19 protein-coding genes are annotated in these 25,768 nt (G+C 65.2%); all 19 read left to right on the top strand.

All coding sequences use genetic code 11. The features are described 5' to 3' along the window. The first annotated feature begins 162 nt into the window (after positions 1-162). The gene (gene rsmH / locus Q3C01_RS24200) at positions 163-1,152 is read left to right on the top strand and encodes a 16S rRNA (cytosine(1402)-N(4))-methyltransferase RsmH (RefSeq protein WP_458147810.1); all 990 of its coding nucleotides are present in this window, start codon (positions 163-165) and stop codon (positions 1,150-1,152) included. 3 nt (positions 1,153-1,155) lie between these two features. Continuing rightward, a complete protein-coding gene (gene ftsL, locus Q3C01_RS24195) occupies positions 1,156-1,548 on the top strand; it encodes a cell division protein FtsL (RefSeq protein WP_458147809.1) in 393 nt (130 codons plus the stop codon). Then, entirely contained in the window at positions 1,545-3,293 is a 1,749-nt protein-coding gene (locus Q3C01_RS24190; protein ID WP_458147808.1) for a peptidoglycan D,D-transpeptidase FtsI family protein, read from the top strand. Before ftsL ends, Q3C01_RS24190 begins: the two co-directional genes overlap by 4 nt. 67 nt (positions 3,294-3,360) lie before the next feature. Beyond that, entirely contained in the window at positions 3,361-4,851 is a 1,491-nt protein-coding gene (locus Q3C01_RS24185) for a UDP-N-acetylmuramoyl-L-alanyl-D-glutamate--2,6-diaminopimelate ligase (RefSeq protein ID WP_458147807.1), read from the top strand. After that, positions 4,848-6,227, top strand: coding sequence for a UDP-N-acetylmuramoyl-tripeptide--D-alanyl-D-alanine ligase (locus tag Q3C01_RS24180; RefSeq protein WP_458147806.1), 1,380 nt, complete (start codon positions 4,848-4,850; stop codon positions 6,225-6,227). Before Q3C01_RS24185 ends, Q3C01_RS24180 begins: the two co-directional genes overlap by 4 nt. Positions 6,228-6,372: 145 nt before the next feature. Beyond that, on the top strand, positions 6,373-7,476 hold the full coding sequence (mraY, locus tag Q3C01_RS24175) for a phospho-N-acetylmuramoyl-pentapeptide-transferase (protein WP_458147805.1): 1,104 nt from the start codon (positions 6,373-6,375) through the stop codon (positions 7,474-7,476). 7 nt (positions 7,477-7,483) lie between these two features. Then, positions 7,484-8,884, top strand: coding sequence for a UDP-N-acetylmuramoyl-L-alanine--D-glutamate ligase (murD, locus tag Q3C01_RS24170; RefSeq protein WP_458147804.1), 1,401 nt, complete (start codon positions 7,484-7,486; stop codon positions 8,882-8,884). Positions 8,885-9,120: 236 nt separating this feature from the next. Then, positions 9,121-10,272, top strand: a complete 1,152-nt coding sequence (gene ftsW / locus Q3C01_RS24165; protein ID WP_458147803.1) for a putative lipid II flippase FtsW — start codon at positions 9,121-9,123, stop codon at positions 10,270-10,272. A 182-nt stretch (positions 10,273-10,454) separates the two neighbouring features. After that, the gene (murG, locus tag Q3C01_RS24160; RefSeq protein WP_458147802.1) at positions 10,455-11,555 is read left to right on the top strand and encodes an undecaprenyldiphospho-muramoylpentapeptide beta-N-acetylglucosaminyltransferase; all 1,101 of its coding nucleotides are present in this window, start codon (positions 10,455-10,457) and stop codon (positions 11,553-11,555) included. A 171-nt stretch (positions 11,556-11,726) separates the two neighbouring features. Then, positions 11,727-13,130 (top strand): UDP-N-acetylmuramate--L-alanine ligase, encoded by a 1,404-nt coding sequence (murC, locus tag Q3C01_RS24155; RefSeq protein ID WP_458147801.1) that lies wholly within the window; start codon positions 11,727-11,729, stop codon positions 13,128-13,130. An 8-nt stretch (positions 13,131-13,138) separates the two neighbouring features. After that, positions 13,139-14,059 (top strand): UDP-N-acetylmuramate dehydrogenase, encoded by a 921-nt coding sequence (murB, locus tag Q3C01_RS24150; protein ID WP_458147800.1) that lies wholly within the window; start codon positions 13,139-13,141, stop codon positions 14,057-14,059. 128 nt (positions 14,060-14,187) lie between these two features. Next, positions 14,188-15,174, top strand: a complete 987-nt coding sequence (locus tag Q3C01_RS24145) for a D-alanine--D-alanine ligase family protein (protein ID WP_458147799.1) — start codon at positions 14,188-14,190, stop codon at positions 15,172-15,174. A 347-nt stretch (positions 15,175-15,521) separates the two neighbouring features. Continuing rightward, positions 15,522-16,535, top strand: coding sequence for a cell division protein FtsQ/DivIB (locus Q3C01_RS24140; RefSeq protein WP_458147798.1), 1,014 nt, complete (start codon positions 15,522-15,524; stop codon positions 16,533-16,535). Beyond that, the gene (ftsA, locus tag Q3C01_RS24135; protein WP_458147797.1) at positions 16,532-17,851 is read left to right on the top strand and encodes a cell division protein FtsA; all 1,320 of its coding nucleotides are present in this window, start codon (positions 16,532-16,534) and stop codon (positions 17,849-17,851) included. Before Q3C01_RS24140 ends, ftsA begins: the two co-directional genes overlap by 4 nt. Positions 17,852-17,938: 87 nt before the next feature. Then, a complete protein-coding gene (ftsZ, locus tag Q3C01_RS24130; protein WP_458147796.1) occupies positions 17,939-19,726 on the top strand; it encodes a cell division protein FtsZ in 1,788 nt (595 codons plus the stop codon). A 359-nt stretch (positions 19,727-20,085) separates the two neighbouring features. Further along, positions 20,086-21,048 (top strand): UDP-3-O-acyl-N-acetylglucosamine deacetylase, encoded by a 963-nt coding sequence (lpxC, locus tag Q3C01_RS24125; protein WP_458147795.1) that lies wholly within the window; start codon positions 20,086-20,088, stop codon positions 21,046-21,048. 250 nt (positions 21,049-21,298) lie between these two features. After that, on the top strand, positions 21,299-22,198 hold the full coding sequence (locus Q3C01_RS24120) for an outer membrane protein assembly factor BamD (RefSeq protein WP_458147794.1): 900 nt from the start codon (positions 21,299-21,301) through the stop codon (positions 22,196-22,198). Between the two features lie 15 nt (positions 22,199-22,213). After that, complete coding sequence (gene recN, locus Q3C01_RS24115) at positions 22,214-23,887, top strand: DNA repair protein RecN (protein ID WP_458147793.1); 1,674 nt, start codon at positions 22,214-22,216, stop codon at positions 23,885-23,887. Between the two features lie 160 nt (positions 23,888-24,047). Further along, on the top strand, positions 24,048-25,768 hold a 1,721-nt coding region (gene ligA, locus Q3C01_RS24110), incomplete at its 3' end, for an NAD-dependent DNA ligase LigA (protein ID WP_458147792.1).

The raw sequence follows: 25,768 nt of genomic DNA, 5'->3' as shown, positions 1-25,768 counted from the left end.
CAAATTCCATGCGGAAAACAGGGTTTGCGGCCTGGGACCGCCGGGCTTGGCGAACGCGCCGTACAGGGGTTGAGCCGTGGAACCGCCGCCAAGCGGAACAATTCGAGACGTGATGGGTGCGTTAACCATCGTTCTCGTCCGCGCCGCTTGCGAGCCGGGCGCATGAGCTCGGCTGCCCACATTCCCGTTCTCGGTCGCGAGGCGTTCGAGCATCTCGCGCCGCGCGAGGGCGGCGTCTATGTCGATGCGACCTTCGGTGGCGGCGGTTACAGCCGCGCCATCCTCGATGTGCCGGGAACCCGTGTCATCGGCATCGACCGCGATCGCACGGCGATCGCCGGTGGCTTTGATCTGGTCGACCGCTCTGGTGGCCGCCTGACGCTTGTCGAAGACCGCTTCTCGAATCTCGCCGAGGTCTGCGCCGCTCAAGGCGTTGACGTCGTCGACGGTGTCGTCATGGACGTCGGCGTCTCCTCGATGCAGCTCGACCAGGCCGGCCGCGGCTTCTCGTTCCGGCTCGACGGTCCGCTCGACATGCGGATGGGGCAGGCGGGACCGACCGCTGCCGACGTCGTCGCAAAAGCGTCCGAGAGCGATCTCGCCGACATCATCTATCTCTTCGGCGAGGAGCGGCATTCGCGCAAAGTCGCGCGCGCCATCGTCGCGGCGCGCGCGGAAGCACCGATCACCACCACGCGCGCGCTCGCCGACCTCGTCGCAAGAGTCGTGCGCTCGAAACCGGGCGATATCCATCCGGCGACGCGGACGTTCCAGGGATTGCGCATCTTCGTCAATGAAGAGCTCGAAGAGCTTCAGACGGCGCTTGGAGCGGCCGAGCGCGTGCTGAGGCCTGGCGGGCGGCTGGTCGTGGTGTCCTTCCATTCGCTGGAAGACCGCATCGTCAAGAATTTCCTCGGCGAACGCGCCAAGACCGGCGGCGGCTCCCGGCATCTGCCTGAGGTCGCGCAGGTCCCACCGAGCTTCCAGCTTCTGACGCGACGTCCGGTCGTTGCGGGCGAGGCGGAGGTCGCGCACAATCCGCGCGCGCGTTCCGCCAAGCTGCGCGCCGCCGAGCGGACCGCGGCTGGCGCGCATGCCGAGGACGAGTCGTCGTCCTGGCCGAGCCTTTCCGTCGTCATGAGGGGTGGCTAGCGCATGCGCATCATTCACCTCTTCGTCATCGGCGCGCTGATCTTCGCCGCGGCCTATGTCTACCGGATCAAGATGGAATCCACCGCTCGCACAGAGCGGGTGCTGCGCCTGCATGCGGATATCCGCGAACAGCGCGATGCCATCGCCGCGCTGCGCTCCGAATGGGCCAAGCTCGATGCGCCGCTGCGGCTGCAAGGACTTGCCGAGCGGCATCTGCCGCTCAAGCCCGTCAACGGCACGCAATACGACTCGCTGAAGAATCTGCCCGATCGTCCGCCGCGGCTGGTCAAGCCGGGCGAGCCCGATCCGATCGGCGCCATGATCAACACCATCGAAGCCGCGACCGATGCCGACACGGTCACGGGATCGGTGCCGCATCCGGAGGACAAGCAATGAGCGCTGCCACTCCGGGCAAACCCGCAAAGCCAGAACCCTGGCGTCAGCGGTTGATCCGCAGCCTGCTCTACGGGCGCAACGTCGATCGCGCGGCGAAGGCGCGCGCGCGTGTGGGCCTTGCGATCCTGGCGTTCTCGGCCGTGTATGTGCTGATCGCCGGCCGGCTCGTGATGTTCGCCATCGGAGCCGACGTCCACAGCGCCCGCCGCGGCGGCGCGCAGGACGTGGTTGCGACCGCGCGGCCCGACATCGTCGACCGCAACGGCGAGATCCTTGCCACTGACGTCAAGGCGCCGAGCCTGTTCGGCGAACCGCGCCGCATCATCGACAAGGACGAGGCGATCGAACTCCTCACGGCGACCGTCCCGGATCTCGACGAGGCCGAGGTGCGCGAGAGGCTGAGCTCGCGGAAAGGCTTCGTCTGGCTCAAGCGCGAGATCACGCCGAAGCAGCAGCAGGAGATCCACAAGCTCGGCATTCCCGGCATCGGCTTTTTCCGCGAGAACAAGCGAGTCTATCCGACCGGCAACGAGGTCGCCCACCTCATCGGTCTCGTCAACATCGACAACCAGGGCATCGCCGGCATGGAGAAGTGGCTCGACAATAACGGGCTCGCCGACCTGCACCGCGCGGGCTTTGCCACCGATCGTCTGCAAAAGCCGATCGAGCTGTCGGTGGATTTGCGCGTCGAGCATGCGCTGCGTGACGAACTGCTGAAAGCCAAGGAAAAGTTTCAAGCCAAGGCGGCCTCCGGCCTCGTGACCAATGTCAACACCGGCGAGATCATCGCCATGGTGTCATTGCCCGACTTCGATCCGAACAACCCGAAGGAAGTGCACGATCCCGATCGCATCAACCGCCTGACAACAGGTGTCTACGAGATGGGCTCGACCTTCAAGGCGTTCACGCTGGCGATGGCGCTCGACACCGGCAAGTACGGCCTCGACTCGCTGTGGGATGCACGCGGGCCGCTGCACTACGGCAAATTTGCGATCCATGACGACGAGCCGAAGGGTCGCTTCCTGAACATGAAGGAAGTGTTCACCTTCTCCTCCAACGTCGGCGCGGGGCGGATCGCTCTGTCGCAGGGCGTGGAGGCGCACAAGGCGTTCCTGCGCAAGATGGGTCAGCTCGATCGGCTGCGTACGGAATTGCCCGAGAGCGCGTCGCCGATCCTGCCGCGACGTTGGAGCGAATTGAACACCGTTACCATTGCGTTCGGCCACGGCATTGCGGTGGCGCCGTTGCAGGCGGTGATGGGCGTCAGCGCGCTCGCCAATGGCGGCCTTCTCATTCCGCCGACCTTCCTCAAGCGCTCCGAAGAGGAAGCGCGGGCGATCGCAAAGCGCGTGATCAAGCCCGAGACGTCGGACAAGATGCGGTTCCTGATGCGCCTGAACGCAGAGATCGGCACCGCCAAGAGGGCGAATGTTCCCGGTTACTACATCGGCGGCAAGACCGGCACCGCCGAAAAGGTGGTCAACGGCCGTTATGCCAAGAAGAAGGTGCTGACTGCGTTCACCGCGATCCTGCCGGCCGACAAGCCGAAGTACCAGCTCCTGATCATGCTCGACGAGCCGCAGCCGCTGAAGGAAACCTACGGCTTCATCCAGTCCGGCTGGAACGCCGTCCCGACCGCGGGCAAGGTCATCGCCCGTATCGCGCCGCTGCTCGGAATCGAGCCACGGTTCGACCTGCCGCCTGCGGACCGCCTTATTCTTGCAGCATCCAGGACAACCCAGTAAGCCGTACCCAGGCTGCCCTGAGTCGGGTTTCCCCCTGGATCCGGCTTGGCATTTCGACTGGAAAGCCATGAAACTGCGCGACCTCCTAGGTCAGGATCTTCTGGGCAATGATGCCGCAATCGAGCCCGCTGCCGCGGCGCTCGACGCGACTGGCGCGCTTGAGGTGACGGGGCTCGCGCTCGACAGCCGCGTGGTCAAATCAGGTGATCTCTTCTTCGCGCTTGCGGGCAGCAAGACCGACGGGGCGCGGTTCATCGACACTGCCGTTGCGGCGGGTGCGGCGGCCGTCGTCGGCGACCATGCGCCGGATGCCTGCAAGGTGCCGTTCATCGCGGTCTCCAATCCACGCCGCGCGCTGGCTCTGGCCGCGGCAAGATTCTTTCCGGCGCAGCCCGCGACCATCGCGGCGGTGACCGGCACCAGCGGCAAGACCTCGGTCGCAGCGTTTACTCGGCAGATATGGGAGCGGCTCGGCCACGTCTCCGCCAGCATCGGGACCATCGGCCTGGTCTCGCCGAAGCGCACGGTCTATGGCTCGCTGACGACGCCCGATCCGATCGCGCTGCATCGGCAGCTCGATGAGATCGCGCGTGATGGCGTCACTCATCTGGCGTTCGAAGCGTCCTCGCACGGGCTCGACCAATACCGCCTCGACGGCGTGCGCATCGCGGCCGGCGGCTTCACTAATCTTTCGCGCGACCACATGGATTATCATCCGACCGTCGCGCATTATCTTGCTGCGAAGCTGCGGCTGTTCCGCGATCTGGTCCCGCCGGGCGGCGCGGCCGTGATCTCCGCCGATCATGATTGTTCGACCGATGCGATCGAGGCCGCAAGATCGCGCGGCTTGCGCGTCATGGCAGTCGGCCGCAGCGGCGACGGGGCAGGCGAGGGCATTCGCCTCGTCGATGCCAAGGTCGACGGCTTTTCCCAAGCGCTCGCAATCGAGCACCGCGGAAAGGCCTATTCAATCAGGCTGCCGCTGGTCGGCGCGTTCCAGATCGAGAACGCGCTGGTCGCCGCGGGCCTTGCGATCGGCACCGGCAGCGATCCGGAAGGCGTGTTTGCGAGCCTCGAACGTCTTGAAGGCGCCAAGGGTCGGCTCGAACTCGTCGGCGAACGCAACGGCGCGCCGATCTTCGTCGACTACGCGCACAAACCGGACGCACTGGTCAAGGCACTTCAGGCACTGCGGCCCTATGCGAAGCGCAAGCTGATCGTCGTGTTCGGCGCCGGCGGCGATCGCGATGCCGGCAAGCGACCGATCATGGGGGCGATCGCGGCCGAGAATGCCGACGGCGTCATCATCACGGACGACAATCCGCGCAGCGAAAATCCGCAAGCCATTCGCGCCGCGATCCTTGGCGCTGCAAAAGGCGCGAAGGAGATTGGTGATCGCGCAGCGGCGATCCGCGCTGCAATCGATGAACTCGAACCGGGCGATGCGCTGCTGATTGCCGGCAAGGGCCACGAGACCGGGCAGATCATCGGCGGCGATGTGCTGCCGTTCAGCGATCACGAGGCGGTCGCCGCCGCACTAGCCACGAGGGTTTCATGAGCGCGCCATTGTGGACGATTGCCGAGGTGGCGCGAGCGCTGGGCATCGCGGGATCGTTCCCGGAGACAGTCATCGACTTCGTCACCCAGGACAGCCGCCTGGTGAAGCCGGGCAGCCTGTTCGTCGCGCTGAGCGGCACGCCGAGCGGCGGCTTCATCTCGGCCTTCGCCAGCGCGCGCGACGGCTGGGAGTTTGCGGACAAGGCGGAAGCTTCGGGCGCGGTCGCGATGATCGTGCCGCACGAGATCGCGGGCATCCGTATTCCGCAGCTCGTCGTCAAGGACACGCTGATCGACGGCCTCTGGGGCCTCGCGCGTGCGGCCCGTGCGCGCTTCAAGGGGCCGGTGATCGGGCTCACGGGAAGCGCCGGCAAGACCAGCACCAAGGAATATCTCGCCGCCTATCCGAACGCCTATGCGAACCCGTCCAGCTTCAACAATTTCTGGGGCGTGCCGCTGACGCTGTGCAATGCGAGGCCTGATGCGAGCCTCTGGGTCGTCGAGATGGGCATGAACCAGACCGGCGAGATCGCGCGGCTGAGCGAGCTGACGCGGCCGACGGTGGCGCTGGTCGTCAACGTGCAGCCGGTGCATCTGGAAAAGCTCGGCTCGCTCGAAGCGATCCGGCGCGAGAAGCTCTCCATCGCGCTCGGCCTGCCGAACGACGGCGTGCTGGTGCTGCCGGCCGATATCGCCGCACCCGAATGGCGCGGCAAGGTCATCCGCTTCGGCGACGGCACCGAGGTCCGCGAGCTCGGGCACACGCCGCAGGGCGAAAGCTGGCAGGTGAGGGCGCAAGTCGGCGGCAAGGAGATCGATTTCAGTCTCACGCCCGGCGCGCCGCACCGCGTCCACAACGCGCTGGCCGCGCTGGCCTCGATTCACGCGGCCCATCTCGATGCGGCTGCGCTCGCTTCAAGGCTCGACGGCGTCGGCATCATGACCGGCCGCGGCGTCGAGCAGACCGTGGGCGGCATCACCGTGATCGACGACAGCTTCAACGGCAATCCGGCCAGCATGGCGGCGGCTCTGGAAAGCCTCAAGGCGCGCCACATGAACGTTGGTCGCCGCATCGCCGTGATCGGCGACATGCTCGAGCTGGGAACTGACGCGCCGTCCTATCATGTAAACCTTGCAAAGCATCTCGATGGGATCGACGGCGTCTACTGCGTCGGTCCCTTGATGCATCATCTCTACCAGAAGCTGCCGCCGGCCAAGAGCCTTGGCTGGCATGACGATCCCGCCACGCTGGCCCCGCGAGATGTCGCTGATCTGCTGAAGGCAGGCGATGTCGTGGTTGTCAAGGGCAGCAAAAAGATGTTCTGGGTCAACAAGTTTGTGCCGGGGCTAGTGGCCGCCTTGCAGGCAAAGGCGTAAACTCGTGAAGCGCCGTGTCTGATCCCACCATTCCCGGCCGTCCGGTTTTTTGAGGGTCGCCCGACCACATGATGAAAGCCGGCGAACGCGCCAAAAGCGCTTTCCGGCAAGGCCGCATGCGAAGAGGCGGTATAGGACTGTCTGAATGTTTTATTGGCTGATCGAGCTCTCCAACACGTTTCCGAGCCTCGGCGCGTTTCGTACCGTGCTGAACGTCTTCCGTTACATCACGTTTCGCACCGGTGGCGCCGTCGTCACCGGCGCGTTGTTCGTGTTCCTGTTCGGGCCCTGGATCATCGATCATTTGCGCATCCGCCAGGGCAAAGGCCAGCCGATCCGGGAAGATGGCCCGCAATCGCATCTCAGCAAGAAGGGCACGCCCACCATGGGCGGGCTGATGATCCTGTCCGGCCTTACTGTCGGCACGGTGCTGTGGGCCAACCCGCTCAATCCCTATGTCTGGATCGTGCTCGCGGTGACGCTCGGCTTCGGCTTCGTCGGCTTCTACGACGATTACCTCAAGGTAACCAAGCAGACGACGAGTGGGTTCGGCGGCAAGCTTCGCCTGCTGATCGAGGCGATCATCGCGCTGGTTGCCTGTTACGCGCTGGTGCGCCTCAACCGCGATCCCTCCTCCACCGCGCTCGCGATTCCCTTCTTCAAGGATGTCGTGCTCCATTTCGGCTGGTTCTTCGTGATCTTCGGCGCGTTCGTCATCGTCGGCGCCGGCAATGCGGTGAACCTCACCGACGGCCTCGATGGCCTCGCCATCGTGCCGGTGATGATCGCGACTGCAAGCTTTGCCATGATCGCTTATCTCGCCGGTAACGCCGTGTTCGCCGATTACCTCCAGATCAAGTATGTCGCCGGCACCGGCGAGCTCGCCGTGCTCTGCGGAGCGCTGCTGGGAGCAGGCCTCGGCTTCCTCTGGTTCAATGCGCCGCCGGCATCGATCTTCATGGGCGACACCGGCTCGCTCGCGCTCGGCGGCATGCTCGGCTCGATCGCCGTTGCGGTGAAGCACGAGATCGTGCTCGCCGTGATCGGCGGCCTTTTCGTGCTGGAGGCGGTCTCGGTGATCGTGCAGGTCGTCTCGTTCAAGCTGACGGGAAAACGCATCTTCAGGATGGCGCCGATTCATCACCATTTCGAGCAGCTCGGCTGGACCGAACCGCAGATCGTGATCCGCTTCTGGATCATCTCGGTGATGCTGGCGCTCGCCGGCCTCTCCACGCTGAAGCTGCGGTGATCGATCGATGATCCCGGTCACATCGTATGCGGGCAAGACGGTCGCGGTGTTCGGGCTCGGCGGCTCGGGTCTCGCAAGCTGTCGCGCCCTGAAAGCCGGCGGCGCCGAGGTGATCGCCGGCGACGACGGTGCCGACAATCTCGCCAAGGCGGCGCAGGCCGGTTTCATCACCGCCGATCTGCGCACCGTGTCATGGGCGAACTTTTCGGCGCTGGTGCTCGCGCCCGGCGTGCCGCTCACGCACCCTGCGCCGCACTGGAGCGTGCTGAAAGCGCGCGAGGCCGGCATCGAGGTGATCGGCGACATCGAGCTGTTCTGCCGCGAGCGGCGGCGCCACGCGCCTAACGCGCCGTTCGTCGCGATCACCGGCACCAACGGCAAGTCGACCACGACCGCGCTGATCGCGCATCTGACCAGGGTTGCCGGCTACGACAGCCAGATGGGCGGCAATATCGGCACCGCGATCCTGTCGCTGGAGCCGCCGCGCATGGGCCGCGTCCATGTCGTGGAGATGTCGTCCTATCAGATCGACCTCACGCCGTCGCTCGATCCCTCCGTCGGCATTTTGCTCAACGTCAGCGAGGACCACATCGACCGCCACGGCACCATCCAGCACTATGCCGAGGTGAAGGAGCATCTCGTCGCCGGCGTGCAAGCGGGCGGCACCTCGATCGTCGGCGTCGACGACGGCTGGTGCCGCGACATCGCTGACCGCCTCGACCGCGCCGGCAAGAAGGTCGTGCGCATCTCCGTCAAGAATCCGGTCGCCGACGGCATCTATGTCGAGCGTGGCACGATCGTGCGTGCTTCGGGCGGTGCCCGCAGCGAAGTTGCAAAGCTCGGCGGCATCGGTTCGCTACGCGGCCTGCACAATGCGCAGAACGCCGCCTGCGCCTCGGCCGCTGCGCTCGCCATGGGCATCAGCCTCGACATGCTTCAGAACGGCCTGCGCAGCTTCCCCGGCCTTGCGCATCGCATGGAGCAGGTCGGTCGCCGCGGCAACGTGCTGTTCGTCAACGACTCCAAGGGCACCAACGCGGATGCCGCCGCGCACGCGCTGTCGTCCTTTGCCGACATCTTCTGGATCGCGGGCGGCAAGCCGAAGATGGGCGGCATCACCAGCTTGACCAGCTTCTTCCCTCGCATCCGAAAGGCCTATCTGATCGGCGAGGCCGCGCAGGAGTTTTCGGGCACGCTCGGCACGCAGGTGGCCCACGAGATCAGTCAAACGCTCGATGTTGCAGTGGAACACGCCGCGCGCGACGCAGAAGCCTCCGGCCTCGGCGAAGCCGTCGTCCTGCTCTCGCCCGCCTGCGCCTCCTTCGACCAGTACCGCAATTTCGAGATTCGCGGCGCCAGGTTCCGCGAACTGGTCCAGGCGCTGCCCGATGTGAAACCGGTGGTCTAGGGCGCGCTGGTCCCTCGTTCTCTGCTGTCATCGCCCGCGAAGGCGGGCGATCGAGTATTCCAGAGGCGGCGATGGATACGGATAGGCTGCGGCGTCTCGTTGGCCCGGTCAAGCCGGGCCATGCGAGCATTTGTGAAGGCGCTGTGCGCTATCTCCAAAGTGATCGACTTCATTAACCCCCCGTAAACCAACCTCGGCGACCAATGGGCTGATCTCTGTCCCAAGGTCGGCCGCCCATGCTCTCCCGTGAAGAACGCACCCCCTTTTCCGAGTGGTGGTGGACCGTCGATAAGCCGCTGCTCGGCGTCATCCTGGCGCTGATGCTGACCGGGGTCATCCTGTCGCTGGCGGCGAGCCCGCCGGTTGCGACCCGCATCGGGCTTGATCCCTTCCACTTCTTCAGCCGGCACGTGATGTTTCTGCTGCCGTCCTTCATCGTGCTGATCGGCGTGTCGTTTCTGTCGCCGCGCGCGATCCGCCGCAGCGCGCTGATCATCTTCGCGATCAGCATCATCCTGATCGTGGTGACGCTCGCCATCGGTCCCGAGGTGAAGGGCTCGCGGCGCTGGATCACGCTGCTCGGCGTCAACATCCAGGCCTCCGAGGCCGCAAAGCCGTCCTTCGTCGTCATCGCTGCCTGGCTGTTCGCGGAATCGACCAAGCGGCCGGAGATGCCCGCGACCTCGATGGCGTTGGTGCTGCTGTTGATGCTGGTCTCGCTTCTCATCATGGAGCCCGATTTTGGTCAGACCATGCTGATCCTGATGGTCTGGGGCGCGCTGTTCTTCATCGCCGGCATGCGGATGATCTGGGTGTTCGGGCTCGCCGGCGCGGCCGGCGTCGGCCTGTTCACCGCCTATCTCTTCGTTCCGCACGTTGCAGGTCGCATCAAGCGCTTCATGAATCCGGCTTCCGGCGATACCTTCCAGGTCGATACCGCGATGGAAGCCTTCTACAACGGCGGCTGGTTCGGCCTGGGGCCGGGCGAGGGCATCGCCAAGCGCAGCCTGCCGGACAGCCACACCGACTTCGTGTTCGCGGTCGCCGCCGAAGAGTTTGGCATCATTCTGTGCCTTGCGATGGTGGCGCTGTTCGCCTTCATCGTCATCCGCACGCTGTCGCGCGCCTATGCCAATGAGGATATGTTCTCGCGCTTCGCGGCCTCCGGCCTTGCCATCCTGTTCGGTGTGCAGGCCGCGATCAACATGTCGGTCAATCTCCAGCTCATCCCGGCCAAGGGCATGACGCTGCCCTTCATCTCCTATGGCGGCTCCTCCATCGTGACACTCGCCTATGGCGTCGGCATGATGCTGGCATTGACGCGGCTGCGCCCCCGCACCGAGGTCGAGTCGATCGGCCACGCCGAGGCGATGCGCAGCTACGCGTGAGTTGCTCTCGTGCCCCGGACAAGCGAAGCGCAGATCCGGGGCCCAGATCGTCGCAAGGATGGGCCCCGGTTCAGCAACGCAACACGCCGTGCAAAACGCGCGCTGCGCTGCGCCCGAGGCATGAGAACCATCCTCGTTGCCTGCCTCGCAATGAAGGCTGACTGCCTGTAAAACCCTCCATCATGGACACTTCCCCCTTGATTCTTCTCGCCGCGGGCGGCACCGGCGGTCATCTGTTTCCGGCCGAGGCGCTCGGTGTCGAGCTGGTCCGGCGCGGATTTCGTGTGCGGCTCGTCACGGACGCGAGGGCGCTCCGCTATAGCGGGCTGTTCAGCAAGGACATGATCGACGTCGTGGCAAGCGAGACCGCACGTGGCCGCAATCCAATTCAGCTTGCCCATGCCGGCCTCACGCTTGCCACCGGCACGCTATCGGCCTTCAGTCTGATGCGCCGATTGAAGCCGGTCGCGGTCGTCGGTTTCGGCGGCTATCCGACGCTGCCGCCCTTGATCGCCGCAAAACTCGCCGGCGTGCCGGGTATCATCCACGATGCCAACGCGGTGCTCGGCCGCGCCAACCGCTTCCTGGCCCGTTATGTCCGCGCGATCGCGACGTCCTTGCCAGGTGTGCTCGAACGCGATCCCGCGCTAGCGCCGAAGACCACGACGGTCGGCACGCCGATGCGCCCGGCGATCCTCGCAGCCGCCGCGGTGAAGTACGCCCCGCCGGAGCCGAACGGGCCGCTTCGCCTGCTCGTCGTTGGCGGCAGCCAGGGCGCGCGCATCATGGCCGATATCGTGCCGGGCGCGATCGAGCAGCTCGCGCCTGCGATCTGGAGCCGGCTGATCCTCACCCAGCAGGTCCGCGATGAGGACATGACGCGGGTGCGCGCGGTCTACGACAAGCTCAAGATCAATGCCGAGCTCGCGCCGTTCTTCACGGATTTGCCGGCGCGGCTTGCCTCCAATCATCTGGTGGTGTCGCGCTCCGGCGCTGGCACGGTCGCCGAGCTCGCCGCGATCGGACGGCCCTCGATCCTGGTGCCGCTGCCCGGCTCGATCGACCAGGACCAGTTCGCCAATGCCGGCGTGCTCGCCCAGGTGAACGGCGGCTTGCGTATCCCGCAGACCGAGTTCACCTCGGATCGGCTGGCTGGCGAGATCTCTGCTTTCGCTGCCGAGCCTGCCCGCCTTGCCGCCATGGCCGAGGCTGCCCGCGGCGCCGGCCGGCTCGATGCCGCCGAGCGGCTGGCCGATCTGGTGGTCAAAGTGGCGGGACTCTGACGCCAGTTCCGCCCCGGAATGACCAAAAATGCCCCTTGTCATGCCCCGCGAAAGCGGGGCATCCAGTAACCGGCGCGGGCCGATTTGAATCTCAGGCTTCGCGGAGTACTGGATCGTCCCGCCCCAGTGCGCAAGAGCGCACAAGGCGGACGGTGACGTCGAGGAGACAACATGAGACTGCCGCGTGGGATCGGACCCATCCACTTCGTCGGGATCGGCGGCATCGGCATGAGCGGCATCGCCGAGGTGCTGGTCAATCTCGGCTACACCGTGCAGGGCTCCGACGCCTCTGACAATTACAATCTCGACCGGCTGCGCAAGAAGGGCGCAAGGGTCTCGGTTGGCCACAAGGCCGAGAATGTCGATGGCGCCGACGTCGTCGTGGTGTCGTCTGCGATCAAGCGCGACAATCCGGAATTGATGGCGGCGCGCGCGCAGCGCATTCCCGTGGTGCGCCGTGCCGAGATGCTGGCCGAATTGATGCGGCTGAAGAGCTGCGTCGCGATCGCCGGCACCCACGGCAAGACCACGACGACGACGATGGTCGCGACACTCCTCGATGCCGGCGGCCTCGATCCGACCGTGATCAACGGTGGCATCATCAACGCCTATGGCTCGAATGCACGCTTGGGTGCCGGCGAATGGATGGTGGTGGAAGCCGACGAGAGCGACGGCACCTTTTTGAAGCTGCCGACGGATGTCGCGATCGTCACCAATGTCGACCCCGAGCATCTCGATCACTTCAAGACGTTCGAAGCCGTGCAGGATGCGTTCCGCAACTTCGTCGAGAACCTGCCGTTCTACGGCTTTGCCGTGATGTGCATCGATCACCCGACCGTGCAGAGCCTGGTCGGCAAGATCGAGGATCGCCGCATCATCACCTATGGCGAGAACCCGCAGGCCGATGCGCGGCTCCTCGATCTCACGCCGATGGGCGGTGGATCGAAATTCAAGGTCGCGATCCGCGATCGAAAAACCGGTGCCGTGCATGAGATCGCTGATCTCATGCTGCCGATGCCGGGACGTCACAACGCCTCCAACGCCACCGCCGCGATCGCGGTAGCGCATGAGCTCGGCGTCTCTGACGAGGCGATCCGCAAGGCGATGGCCACCTTCGGCGGCGTGAAGCGCCGCTTCACCAAGACCGGCGAGTGGAACGGCATCACGGTGATCGACGATTACGGTCACCATCCCGTCGAGATCGCTGCCGTGCTGAAGGCGGCGCGCGAATCCACCAATGGCAAGATCCTCGCCGTGGTGCAGCCGCATCGCTTCACCCGCCTGCAATCGCTGTTCGAGGAATTTTGTACCTGCTTCAACGATGCGGATGCGGTGATCGTCGCCGAGGTCTATCCCGCCGGCGAGGCGCCGATCGAAGGCATCGATCGCGATCATTTCGTCGCCGGGCTGCGCGCCCACGGCCACCGCCAGGTGATTCCGCTGCCGGCATCCTCGGATCTCGCCGGCATCGTCAAGGGCGTGGCGAAGTCAGGCGATCTCGTCGTGTGCCTGGGCGCCGGCAACATCACGCAATGGGCGTACGCGCTGCCCGGCGAATTGAAGGCGCTGGGGTGAGCAGTCGCATGACTTTCCCCGACATCACACCCGAGCTGAAAACCGCGATGCCTGAGCTGCGCGGGCGGCTCCTGGCGAACCAGTCGCTGGCAGAGCTCACCTGGTTTCGCGTCGGTGGTCCGGCGCAGATCTTGTTCACGCCGGCCGATGAAGACGATCTCGCTTATTTCCTGGCGCATCTCTCAACCGACGTTCCGGTCTACGTCGTCGGCGTCGGCTCCAACCTGATCGTGCGCGATGGCGGCATGTCGGGCGTCGTGATCCGCCTTGCGCCGCGCGCCTTTGGCGATGCGCGTGCGAGCGGCGACATCGTCGCAGCAGGGGCTGCCGCGCTCGACAAGCGTGTTGCGGAAGTGGCGGCCAACGCTGATATCGGTGGGCTCGAGTTCTTCTACGGCATTCCCGGCACGATCGGCGGCGCGCTGCGCATGAATGCGGGAGCCAATGGCGGTGAGACCAAGGACGTGCTGAGCGAGGCGACCGGCATCGGTCGCGACGGCACGAAGCACATCTTCTCCAATGCCGACATGAAGTTCGTCTACCGCAACAGCGGTGTCGATCCCTCGATCATCTTCACTTCGGCGCGCTTTCGCGGCGTCATCAAGGATGCGGACGCGATCCGCGCCCGCATGGCGGAGGTGCAGAACCATCGGGAGACGGCGCAGCCGATTCGCGAAAAGACCGGCGGCTCGACCTTCAAGAATCCACCCGGTCACTCTGCCTGGAAGCTGATCGACGCCGCCGGCTGCCGCGGCCTGCGTGTCGGCGGCGCGCAGGTGTCGGAGATGCACTGCAACTTCCTGATCAACACGGGCGATGCGACCGGCCACGACATCGAGACACTGGGCGAGACCGTGCGCGAACGCGTGAAGGCGAACTCGGGAATCGAGCTACACTGGGAAATCAAAAGGATCGGGGTTCCAGCGTAGCTGTCTTTCCGGGGCGCGCCGAAGTCGCGAGCCCGGAATCCATAACCACCAGCCGGGGTTATGGATTCCGGGCCTACGCCTAACGGCGCATCACGGAATGACGAAGGTGGAAAGGTAGCGAATCAAAAATGCGCATCACCATTCTCTTCGGCGGCTCCAACAGGGAGCGTCTGGTCTCGGTCGCAAGCGCGCAGGCCCTGCAGCAGGCCTTGCCCGAAGCCGATCTCTGGTTCTGGGATGTCCAGGACAATGTGCATGTCGTCCAGTCCAAGCAGCTCGTCGAACACGCTCGTCCCTTCGAGGTTGAGTTCAATCCGGGCACCCGCGGCATTCCACTGGAGCAGGCGCTGGACCGGGCCAAGGCCGAGGATCGTGTGCTGGTGCTCGCGCTCCATGGCGGCCGTGCCGAGAACGGCGAATTGCAGGTGATGTGCGAATCGCGCGGCGTGGCTTTCACCGGTTCGGGCTCGGCTTCCTCGCATCTCGCCTTCGACAAGATCGCCGCCAAACAGTTTGCCGCGCTCGGCGGCGTGACGCCGCCAAACGGCATCGCGTTGGAAGATATCGACGAGGCCTTTGCCGAATACGGCAGGCTGATTGCAAAGCCAGCGCGCGATGGATCGAGTTACGGTCTGATATTCGTCAACGCCAAGCAGGATATTGTCGCTGTCCGCAATGCTGCCAAGCATGAAGAATACGTCATCGAACCCTATATCGCCGGGATCGAAGCAACCTGCGGCGTCCTGGAGCGGCCGGACGGCTCGATGATGTCGCTGCCGCCGATCGAGATCATCCCGGGCGAGGGCAATTTCGATTACGCCGCAAAATATCTCTTGAAGTCGACCCAGGAGATCTGCCCCGGCCGCTTTTCACCTGACGTCACCGCTGCGCTGATGGACCAGGCGATGCGGGCGCACCGGGCGATGTCCTGCACCGGCTATTCGCGTTCGGATTTCATCGTGTCGGACAAGGGCCTGGTCTATCTCGAGACCAACACCCTGCCAGGTCTCACCAAGTCCTCGCTCTATCCCAAGGCGCTGAAGGCGCAGGGCATCGAGTTCGCCGATTTCCTGCGTGACCTGGTCGAACTCGCCGAACGGCGCGTGCGGAAATAATTAGGGTTGGTTAACGGCCGGTCGGGCGAAACCGCCCGTTTTGGAACCCAAAAATCGATAAAATGCCGGGGATAGCGGCATAAATGCCTCACAAGACGAGGCAAAAAGCTCCGGTCGTTAACGACCTTTACCTTTTGTTTACCAGGAAGTCCGAAGGTTAACGCTGGCGGCGCATATGGCGATTTGGCTGCCGGCGCGTGGGCTGTCGCGGGTGTTCCCGTCTCCGGCCAACGCTTTGAAGGGGAGAGGCTTCTTCTGCTGAAGACCACCCGGCCGGCCGGTCCGAGACGTCATGGGCGCCAGAACCCGCGAATTTTCCGCGGGCTAACTGTTGACGAGCTCGTGCAATGGATGGTGCAGGCAGCCTCACCCGGTCACTACTTCGATCGCTGAGGCCCCAAACTGACCTGAAGGCGGCCGCTATCGGAGCGGTCGTGCTCTTGCGCGAGTGGGTCGAGCAGAAGCGCGAAGAGAAGCTCCAGGAAAAGCGCGCCCGCGCCAAGGCCGTTCCGGAGCGCGAGCCGACGCCGCGCATCGTCGCGCTGGTCGAGCGCTTCCTGCCGCGCCGGGTCGGGATCAGCCTGACCGTCATCCTGCTCGCAGGCGCGACCGGCCTCGGCATCGTCAAGGGCGGCCATCTCCAGGATTTCATCGCCGCTGTCAGCGATGCCCGCAATGCGCTGGCCAATTCCGCTGGCTTCCGCATCACGTCCGTCGTCATCAATGGCCGCAAGCAGCTCAGCCAGGACGAGATCCTTGCCATCGGCGGCGTCAGCGGCCGCTCCTCGCTGCTGTTCCTCGATGCCGACGGCCTGCGCGACAAGCTCAAGGCCAATCCCTGGATCGCGGACGCGACCGTGCTGAAGCTCTACCCGGGCCAGCTCCAGATCGACCTCACCGAGCGCAAGGCGTTCGCGCTGTGGCAGGAAGCTGGCCGGCTCTCCGTGATCGCCGACGACGGCGCCGTGCTCGAGCCCTACGTTTCGCGCCGCTTCCTGACTCTGCCGCTCGTGGTCGGCAAGGGCGCTGCCACCCAGGCGCGCGATTTCCTCGCGCTGCTCGCACGCTATCCGCAGGTGCAGTCGGTGACCAAGGCGGCGATCTTCATCGGCGAGCGCCGCTGGAATCTGCGGTTGAAGGACGGCCTTGACGTGCGGCTGCCCGAGCAGGACGTCGGCAATGCGCTTGCCGCCCTGTCCAAGCTCGACAAGGAGGAGAAGCTGTTCTCCAAGGACATCGTCGCCGTCGACATGCGTCTGCCCGATCGTCTCGTGGTGCAGCTCTCCGACGACGCCGCGAAGGCGCGCGAAGAGTTGTTCAAGGACAAGAAGTCCAAGAAGAAGGCCGGTGATTCCGCATGACCGGTCTCGATCGCACCCAGACGCCGAAGACCCGCCCGATGCCGCATAAGCGCGCCGGGCTCGTCGCTTGTCTCGACATCGGCACCAGCAAGATCGCCTGCATGATCGCACGGTTGAAGCCGTCTGCGCCGAGCGAGGCCCTGCGCGGCCGCACCCATGCAGTGGAATTGACCGGGTACAGCCAGATCCAGGCGCGTGGCATGAAGGCCGGCGCGGTGATCGATCTCGGCGAATGCGAGCAGGCGGTGCGCCAGGCCGTCGGGCTTGCGGAGAAGATGGCCAAGGTGCGGGTCGAATCCGTGCTGCTGTCGGTCTCCGGCGGCAGGCTCGCCGGGCATATGGTGGAAGCCGCCGCCGACATCCGCGGCGGCGCGGTCACGCCGGCCGACGTCAGTCGCGTCACCTCCACCGGCATGCGCCACGCCACCGGCGCGGGCCGCACCGTGCTGCACGCGCTCCCCGTCGGCTATACTCTCGATGGCGTCAAGGGCATCCGAGATGCTCGCGGCATGGTCGCGCGGCAGTTCGGCGTCGACATGAACGTGGTCACCTGCGACGCCACCGTGGCGCGCAACCTGATGCTCGCAGTTGAACGCTGCCACATCAACGTCGAAGCCATGGCGGCGAGCCCCTATGTCGCCGGCCTTTCCGTGCTGACCGACGACGAGGCCGATCTCGGCGCCGCCGTCGTCGAGATGGGTGCGGGCACCACGACCATCGCCGTCTATTCCGGCGGACGCTTCGTACATGCGGCAGGCTTTGCGGTCGGCGGCCATCACATCACGATGGACCTGGCGCGCGGACTGTCGGCCACCATCGCCGACGCCGAGCGCATCAAGACGCTTTACGGCACGGTCATCACCGGCGGATCGGACTCGCGCGAGCTGATGTCGGTGCCGACCGCAGGCGACGAACAGGATCTGCCGCAGATCGTCTCCCGCGCGACCATTGCCAACATCGTCAAGCACCGGGCCGAGGAAATCTTCGAGATGGTCCGCGACAAGCTGAAGGAATCGCCCTTCGCGGCCGAGCCGAATGGCCGCGTCGTTCTCAGCGGCGGTGCATCGCAGCTCACCGGGCTCGTCGAGCTCGGCACGCAAATTATCGGCCGTCCCGTGCGGATCGGCCGACCGCTCGGCTTCGGCCGGCTGCCCAATGAGGCGAAGAACGCCGCCTTCGCGGTGCCCGCCGGGCTCCTGGTCTACCCGCAATATGTTCACCTTGAACATGTCGAACCGCGGCATACGCGGCAGATCAAGACAGGGACCGGCGGTTATTTCGGAAAGGTCGGACGATGGCTTCGCGAGGGCTTCTGATGACTCGTTTCCACGTTCCCGGATTTTCACCAACTCCCGCGGCCGCCGGCCGGGGCGAACCCACGCGCGCGTGATCGAGAGGCAACCATGACCATCAGTATCAACGTTCCTGATATTCACGAACTGAAGCCGCGGATCACCGTATTTGGCGTCGGCGGCGCCGGCGGAAACGCCGTCAACAACATGATCACGGCGGGCCTTCAGGGCGTCGACTTCGTGGTCGCCAATACCGACGCGCAGGCGCTGACGATGTCGAAGGCGCAGCGCATCGTGCAGATGGGTACGCAGGTGACGCAGGGGTTGGGCGCTGGTTCGCAGCCCAACGTCGGCGCGGCCGCCGCGGAAGAGGTGATCGACGAGCTCCGCGACCATCTCTCGGGCGCCAACATGGTGTTCGTCACCGCCGGCATGGGCGGCGGCACCGGCACCGGTGCAGCTCCGGTGATCGCCAAGACAGCGCGCGACATGGGCATCCTCACCGTCGGCGTGGTGACCAAGCCTTTCCACTTCGAAGGCGGCCGCCGCATGCGCACCGCTGAAGCCGGCATCAACGAGCTGCACAAGGTCGTCGATACGCTCCTGATCATTCCGAACCAGAACCTGTTCCGGGTCGCCAACGAGAAAACCACCTTCGCCGACGCCTTCGCGATGGCCGACCAGGTGCTTTATTCGGGCGTTGCCTGCATCACCGACCTGATGGTGAAGGAAGGTCTGATCAACCTCGACTTCGCCGACGTCCGCGCCGTAATGCGTGAGATGGGCAAGGCGATGATGGGTACGGGCGAAGCCTCCGGCGACAAGCGTGCGCTGACCGCCGCTGAAGCTGCGATCGCCAATCCTCTGATCGACGATTCCTCGATGAAGGGTGCCAAGGGCCTGCTGATCTCGATCACCGGCGGCAAGGACCTCACTTTGTTCGAGGTCGACGAAGCCGCGACCCGCATCCGCGAGGAGGTCGACCAGGACGCCAACATCATCGTCGGCGCCACCTTCGACGAAGCCCTCGACGGCCTGATCCGCGTCTCGGTCGTCGCCACCGGTATCGAGCAGGCGGCGATCGCCCGCAACAGCCTGGCCTCGAGCGCACCGGCCGTCGCCGTTGCCGCCCCGCAGGCACCCGCTGCCGTGGCTGAAACCCGGCTCGCCGATCTCACCGCGCGGCTGCGCGCGGACAATCAGCGGCTCGCCGAGCGCGCCCAGAGGCTGGAAGCGCAGATCCCGCCGGCGGCGGCCGCACCGGTCGCTGCCGCCCCGATGGCGCCACGTCCCAATGTCGAGCGTGCTGCGCTGGCTGCGATTGCCGCCGCTGTGGCTCCTGAAGTGCCGCAGGCCCCGGCGCCCCAGACCTATGGCGATGTCACCGTGCGCCCGATCGCGCAAAAGCCCTCACTGTTCCCCGAGCCGGAAGCAGCACCCGTCGCGATGCAGGAGCCGATGACCCCGGAAACCTTCATCCCGCCGCAGGCCGAACGTCCGCCTGTGCGTGCGCCCCGGATGCCGCGCCTCGAGGACCTGCCGATGCCGGCCCAGGCCGAGATTCGCCAAGGCCGCGAGACCGAGGACGAGCCGACCCAGAAGACCCGTCTGTCGCTATTGCAGCGCCTTGCCAATGTCGGCCTCGGCCGTCGCGACGAGGAGAGCGAGCCGCCGGTTGTCGCCCGCAGCGCAGGTCCCGCGATGCCGCCGCTGCCCGACCGCAAACCGCAGCGCAGTGTAGCCCAGCAGATCGCAGGCAGCGAACCGGTATCCGAGTATGCTCGACGGCCCGCACCGCAAGGTTTGGACGTCCATGGCCGCCCTGCGCCTGTTGCACCGGCGCCACAGGGAGACGACCATCTTGATATCCCGGCTTTCCTGCGCCGGCAGGCGACGTGAGGATTGTTACAATCAAGGCGACGAAAAAGGTCCCGGCGAAATGTTTGCCGGGACCTTTGTATTTGGTCCGCCGAATCTCGGGTTGCGATCGCAACCAACTGATTCTAAATGATTAATTATGTATTTCGTGGTGGAGTAAAGTTGCCGGAACCGGCTCCAAACGTGGCCCAAATTGGTTCACGCCTCGCTCGAATGCGGCAGAGTTGGGGTAACAATTGGTAAAAAAGCGTGAGTTGGCTTGTTTGGGTCAGTGACTATGGTTTGCGCGTGACTTGGGGATACGAGATTCGAGCTGGTGCCTCAGACGGCCAGTTCGGTCCAGTATAAGTCGCAGTAGGTCGTAGGGTGGGCAGTTCCTGATGAAATTTAGCCGGCAAACAACGCTCCGCGCGCAGGCCACAGTGGTTGGCGTCGGCGTTCATTCCGGTCTCCCCGTCACGCTGACCTTGGGGCCTGCACCTGTCGATGCAGGCCTGGTTTTTGTCCGCACCGGCCTCGAAGGTTGCGACCGCGAAGTGCACGCCACTGCCGAGCAGGTCATCGCGACCGATTTCGCGACCGTGCTCGGCGACAGCGACGGTGCGCTGGTGTCAACAGCCGAGCACGTGCTTGCTGCACTGCGTGGCATGGGTGTGGACAACGCCACCATCGAGATCGACGGTCCGGAAGTACCGATCATGGACGGCAGCGCGGCGGCGTTCGTCGCGGCGATCGACCAAGCCGGTATCGTCAGCCAGCCGGCGCAGCGCCGGTTCATCCAGATTTTAAAGCCGGTCTCGGTTGCGATCGGCGATTCCTTCGGCGAGCTGCGGCCTTACGCCAACGGCTTCCGCGCCGAGGTCGAGATCAATTTCGCCAATCCCGTGATCGGCCGGCAGGCCTACACGTTTGAGCTCAGCCCGGAGCGTTTCCGCCGCGAGATCGCGCGGGCACGCACCTTCGGCCTGATGTGCGATCAGGCGCGTCTCTGGAGCGCAGGTTTCGCGCGGGGCGCCTCCTTCGAGAATACCGTGGTGTTCGACGATGAGCGGCTGCTGAATACCGAAGGCCTGCGCTACGCCGACGAATGCGTGCGCCACAAGGTGCTGGACGTGGTGGGGGATCTGGCGCTGGCCGGCCTGCCGCTGCTCGGCGCCTATCGCTCGGTCCGCGGCGGCCATAAGCTCAACCACGCCGTCCTGACCGCGCTGCTTGCCGATCGGACAGCCTGGCGGGTGGTCGAAGGTGAGACGGCTCGCCGCACCCCGCGTCCCGTGGTCGAGGTCGGCAGCGGTATCGTGGGTGGCCGGATTGCCGCCGCCTACGGGCCGGACGTGTCCTGAACGGCCGATTCCGGCTGCTTTGGCTGACCTGCGCATTTCCTGGTAACCATGATCGACTAGCATCGGCACACCGTCGCCTTAATCCGGGCGAAATGCCTGCCTATCCGGGACGTTGACGATCGTTTTTTAGGTCCACCGGCTTGGTCGCATGGCAGGGCGCCAAGGCACGGGCAAAACTAGCGGATTTCGCGGCCATGGCGGGGTCATGGCATGGCGGGCAGCGCATCACAGGACGTCAGGTCTTAAATTCATGTCAGCACAGCGTATGACGCGCGAATCATTCACGGCTTCGCTCGCGCCCTCGGCGCGACGATTGCTGCAGGCTGCCGCGTTCCTCGCGCTCGCGCTGCCGCTCGGCGGCTGCGGCGCGGGCGAGCTGTGGGACAAGTTCACCGCCAAGGACGACACCTTCGTCGAGGAGCCGGCCGACAAGCTCTACAATGAGGGCCTGTACCTCATGAACGAGAAGAAGGACATCAAGGCGGCGAACAAGAAGTTCGAGGAGGTCGACCGACAGCACCCCTATTCCGATCTGGCCCGCAAGTCGCTTCTGATGTCGGCTTACGCGTCCTACCAGGCCGGCGACTATGACAGCTGCATCGGCTCTGCGAGCCGCTACGTCACCCTGCATCCCGGCAGCCCGGATGCGGCCTACGCGCAATATCTGATCGCGGCCTCCCATTACGACCAGATCCCCGACGTCAGCCGCGACCAGACCCGTACCGAGAAGGCGATCGCCTCGCTCGAAGAGGTGGTGCGCAAATATCCGAACTCTGAATACGCGACCAGCGCCAAGGCCAAGATCGAGGGCGGGCGCGACCAGCTCGCCGGCAAGGAGATGGCCGTCGGCCGCTATTACGCGCAGAAGCGCGACTTCACGGCCGCGATCAACCGCTACAAGACCGTGGTCACGCAGTACCAGACCACGCGTCACGTCGAGGAGGCGCTCTACCGCCTGACCGAGGCCTATATGGCGATCGGCATCGTCGGCGAGGCGCAGACCGCGGCCGCTGTGCTCGGGCACAATTTTCCTGACAGCCGCTGGTACAAGGACGCCTATAATCTTGTAAAATCCGGCGGTCTCGAGCCGAGCGAGAATCAGGGGTCCTGGATCAGCAGGACCTTCAAGAAGATGGGCCTCGGCGGCTAGGAAATTTGGGGTTCCATGCTGGCGCGTCTGTCGATCCGTGACATCGTCCTGATCGAACGGCTCGATATCGAATTCGCGACCGGCCTTGCGGTTTTGACCGGCGAGACCGGCGCGGGAAAATCCATCCTGCTCGATGCCTTTGCGCTGGCGCTCGGCGGCCGCGGCGATGCCGGCCTCGTGCGGCACGGCGCGGAGCAGGGGCAGGTCACGGCCGTGTTCGACGTGCCCAAGGCCCATCCCGCGACGAAGATCCTCGCCGAGAACGGGCTCGACGACACCGGCGAGATGATCCTGCGCCGCGTGCAGTTCGCCGACGGCCGCACTCGTGCCTTCATCAACGACCAGTCGATCAGCGTGCAGACCCTCAAGGCTGTCGGCGCTGCGCTGGTCGAGATCCACGGCCAGCATGACGAGCGCGCGCTGGTCGATGCCTCCACGCACCGCCGCCTGCTCGATGCGTTTGCCGGGCTGGAGAAGGATGTCACCGCTGTCGAATCGCTGTGGGACGCGCGCCGCACGGCAAATACGGCGCTGGAGGAGCATCGCGCCGGCATGGAGCGCGCCGCGCGCGAGGCGGATTATTTGCGCCATGCCTCGGATGAATTGAAGCAGCTCGCGCCGAAGGACGGCGAGGAGACGGCGCTGGCCTCCCGCCGCACCACCATGATGCAGGGCGAGAAGATCGCCTCCGATCTGCGCGAGGCGCAGGAGATCGTCGGCGGTCACAATTCGCCGGTCGCGGCTCTTGCGGCTGCCGTGCGCAGGCTGGAGCGCCGCGGCGTCAATTCGCCGGCGCTGGTCGAGCCCGCGGTGAAGGCGATCGACGCCGCGATCAATTCGTTGGAGGAAGCCGACCAGCATCTCCAGGCCGCGCTCGCCGCCACCGATTTCGACCCCTCGGAGCTCGAACGTATCGAGGAACGGCTGTTCGCGCTGCGTGCCGCCTCGCGCAAATATTCGACACCAGTCGACGGTCTGGCGGCGCTCGCCGCGAAATATGCGGCCGACGTCCGGCTGATCGATGCCGGCGCCGAACAGTTGAAGAAGCTCGAGCAGGCCGCGATCGAGGCCGACGCGCGGTACGCTGCTGCTGCAAAGAAGCTGTCGGCTGCGCGGCAGAAATCGGCGGAGAAGCTCAACAAGGCCGTCAACGCCGAGCTTGCCCCGCTCAAGCTCGAACGCGCGAAATTCATGACCCAGGTCGAGACCGATGAGCGCGCTCCAGGGCCGCAGGGTTTCGATCGCGTCGAGTTCTGGGTGCAGACCAATCCGGGCACCAAGCCAGGGCCGATGATGAAGGTCGCCTCCGGCGGCGAGCTGTCGCGCTTCCTTCTCGCGCTGAAGGTCGTGCTGTCCGACCGTGGCTCGGCGCCGACCCTGGTGTTCGACGAAATCGACACCGGCGTTGGCGGCGCGGTGGCTGACGCCATCGGCGCGCGTCTCGCGCGGCTTGCCGGCCAGGTGCAGGTGATGGCCGTGACCCACGCCCCGCAGGTTGCCGCCCGCGCCGATCAGCATCTCCTGATTTCCAAGGACGCCCTCGACAAGGGCAAGCGCGTCGCCACCCGCGTCAATGCGCTTGCCGCCGACCACCGCCGCGAGGAGATCGCGCGCATGCTGGCGGGGGCGGAGATCACCGCGGAGGCGAGGGCGGCGGCGGAACGCTTGCTGAGGGCCGCAACGGCTTAATTCTCGCGTCCCGGACCCGCGTAGCGCGACCCGGGACCCAGAGCGCTGCCACATGGGCCCCGGCTCTGCAGCGCACCGCTGAAGAAGCGCTGCGGTGCGTCCGGGGCACGAAACTGTAACCGCCTTTACCGTCCCGCCCGCTCCGTCGTATCCAAGCACAATGGCAAGAGCAGCAAAATCCAAAGCGAAGACGCTTCCCGACGTCGCCGATCTCACTAAGGCACAGGCCAAGGTCGAGCATATGCGGCTTGCCCTCGAACTCGAGGGGCACGACAAACGCTACTACCAGGACGACGCACCGACGATAACCGATGCCGAATATGACGCCCTGCGCCAACGCTTCAACGCGATCGAGAAGCGCTTCCCCGAATTCGTGAGTGCGGAGTCGCCGTCGCAGAAGATCGGCGCGGCGCCGTCCGGGCGCTTCAAGAAGGTCCGGCACGCAGTGCCGATGCTGTCCCTCGACAACGCCTTTGCGGAAGGAGACGTGCGCGATTTCGTTGGGCGAATCGCGCGCTTCCTGAAGCTTGCCGACGACCGGATCGATTTCTCCGCCGAGCCCAAGATCGACGGGCTCTCGATGTCGCTACGCTATGAGGGTGGCGAACTCGTCACCGCGGCGACGCGTGGCGACGGCGCGGAGGGCGAGGACGTCACCGCCAACATCCGTACGCTCGAGGACGTGCCGAAGACGCTCAAAGGCCGCAACGTTCCCGACATCTGCGAGGTGCGGGGCGAGGTCTACATGACCAAGAAGGCGTTCCTGGCGCTCAACGAGCGGCAGAAGGCGGCCGGCGACACCATCTTCGCCAATCCGCGCAACTCGGCAGCAGGCTCCTTGCGGCAAAAGGATCCCGGCATCACCGCCTCGCGCCCGCTTGGCTTCTTCGCCTATGCGTGGGGGCAGATGAGCGCGATGCCGGAAGGCACGCAGAGCGGCATGATCCACTGGTTCGAGCGCTGCGGCTTCAAGACCAATCCGCTGACGAGGCTCTGTCACTCCGTCGAGGAGCTGCTCGCGTTTCATCATTCAATCGAAGAGCAGCGTGCCGAGCTCGACTACGACATCGACGGCGTCGTTTACAAGGTCGACCGCATCGACTGGCAGGAACGGCTCGGCTTCGTGTCGCGCACGCCGCGCTGGGGCATTGCGCACAAGTTTCCGGCCGAGCGTGCCATGACGGTACTGCGCGACATCGAGATCCAGGTCGGTCGCACCGGCTCGTTCACGCCGGTTGGCAAGCTCGAACCGATCGGCGTCGGCGGCGTGATCGTGCAGAACGTCACACTGCACAACGAGGATTACATCAAGGGCATCGGCAACAAGGGCGAGGTGCTGCGCGAAGGCCGCGACATTCGGATCGGCGACACCGTCGTGATCCAGCGCGCCGGCGACGTCATTCCGCAGGTCGTCGACGTCGTGATCGACAAGCGGCCGAAGAATGCGAAGGAATTCCAGTTCCCGAAGAAGTGCCCGTGCCCGCTGCACACCGATGTGGTGCGCGAGGAGACGGCGACGGGCGAGGAGGGGTCGCGCGCCCGCTGCACCGGCGAGTTCGCCTGTCCCTATCAGAAGATCGAGCATTTGAAGCTGTTCGTGTCGCGGCGGGCGTTCGACATCGATGGCCTCGGCGAGAAGCAGCTTCAGTACTTCTTCGACGAAGGTTTTGTGAAGGAGCCCGCCGACATCTTCACGCTACAGAAGCGGAATGCGAAGCTGAAGCTAGAGGAGATCGAGGGTTACGGCGAGACCTCGATACGCAACCTCTTCGGCGCCATCGAAAGCCGGCGCAACATCGCGCTGGAACGTTTCATCTATGCACTCGGCATGCGTCATGTCGGCGAGACGACGGCCCTGGCGCTGGCGCGCGGCTATGGCTC

The organism is Bradyrhizobium sp. UFLA05-109, from assembly GCF_054185165.1.
The sequence above is the reverse complement of the archived record's forward strand: the minus strand, read 5'-3'. Positions and strand labels throughout refer to the sequence as shown.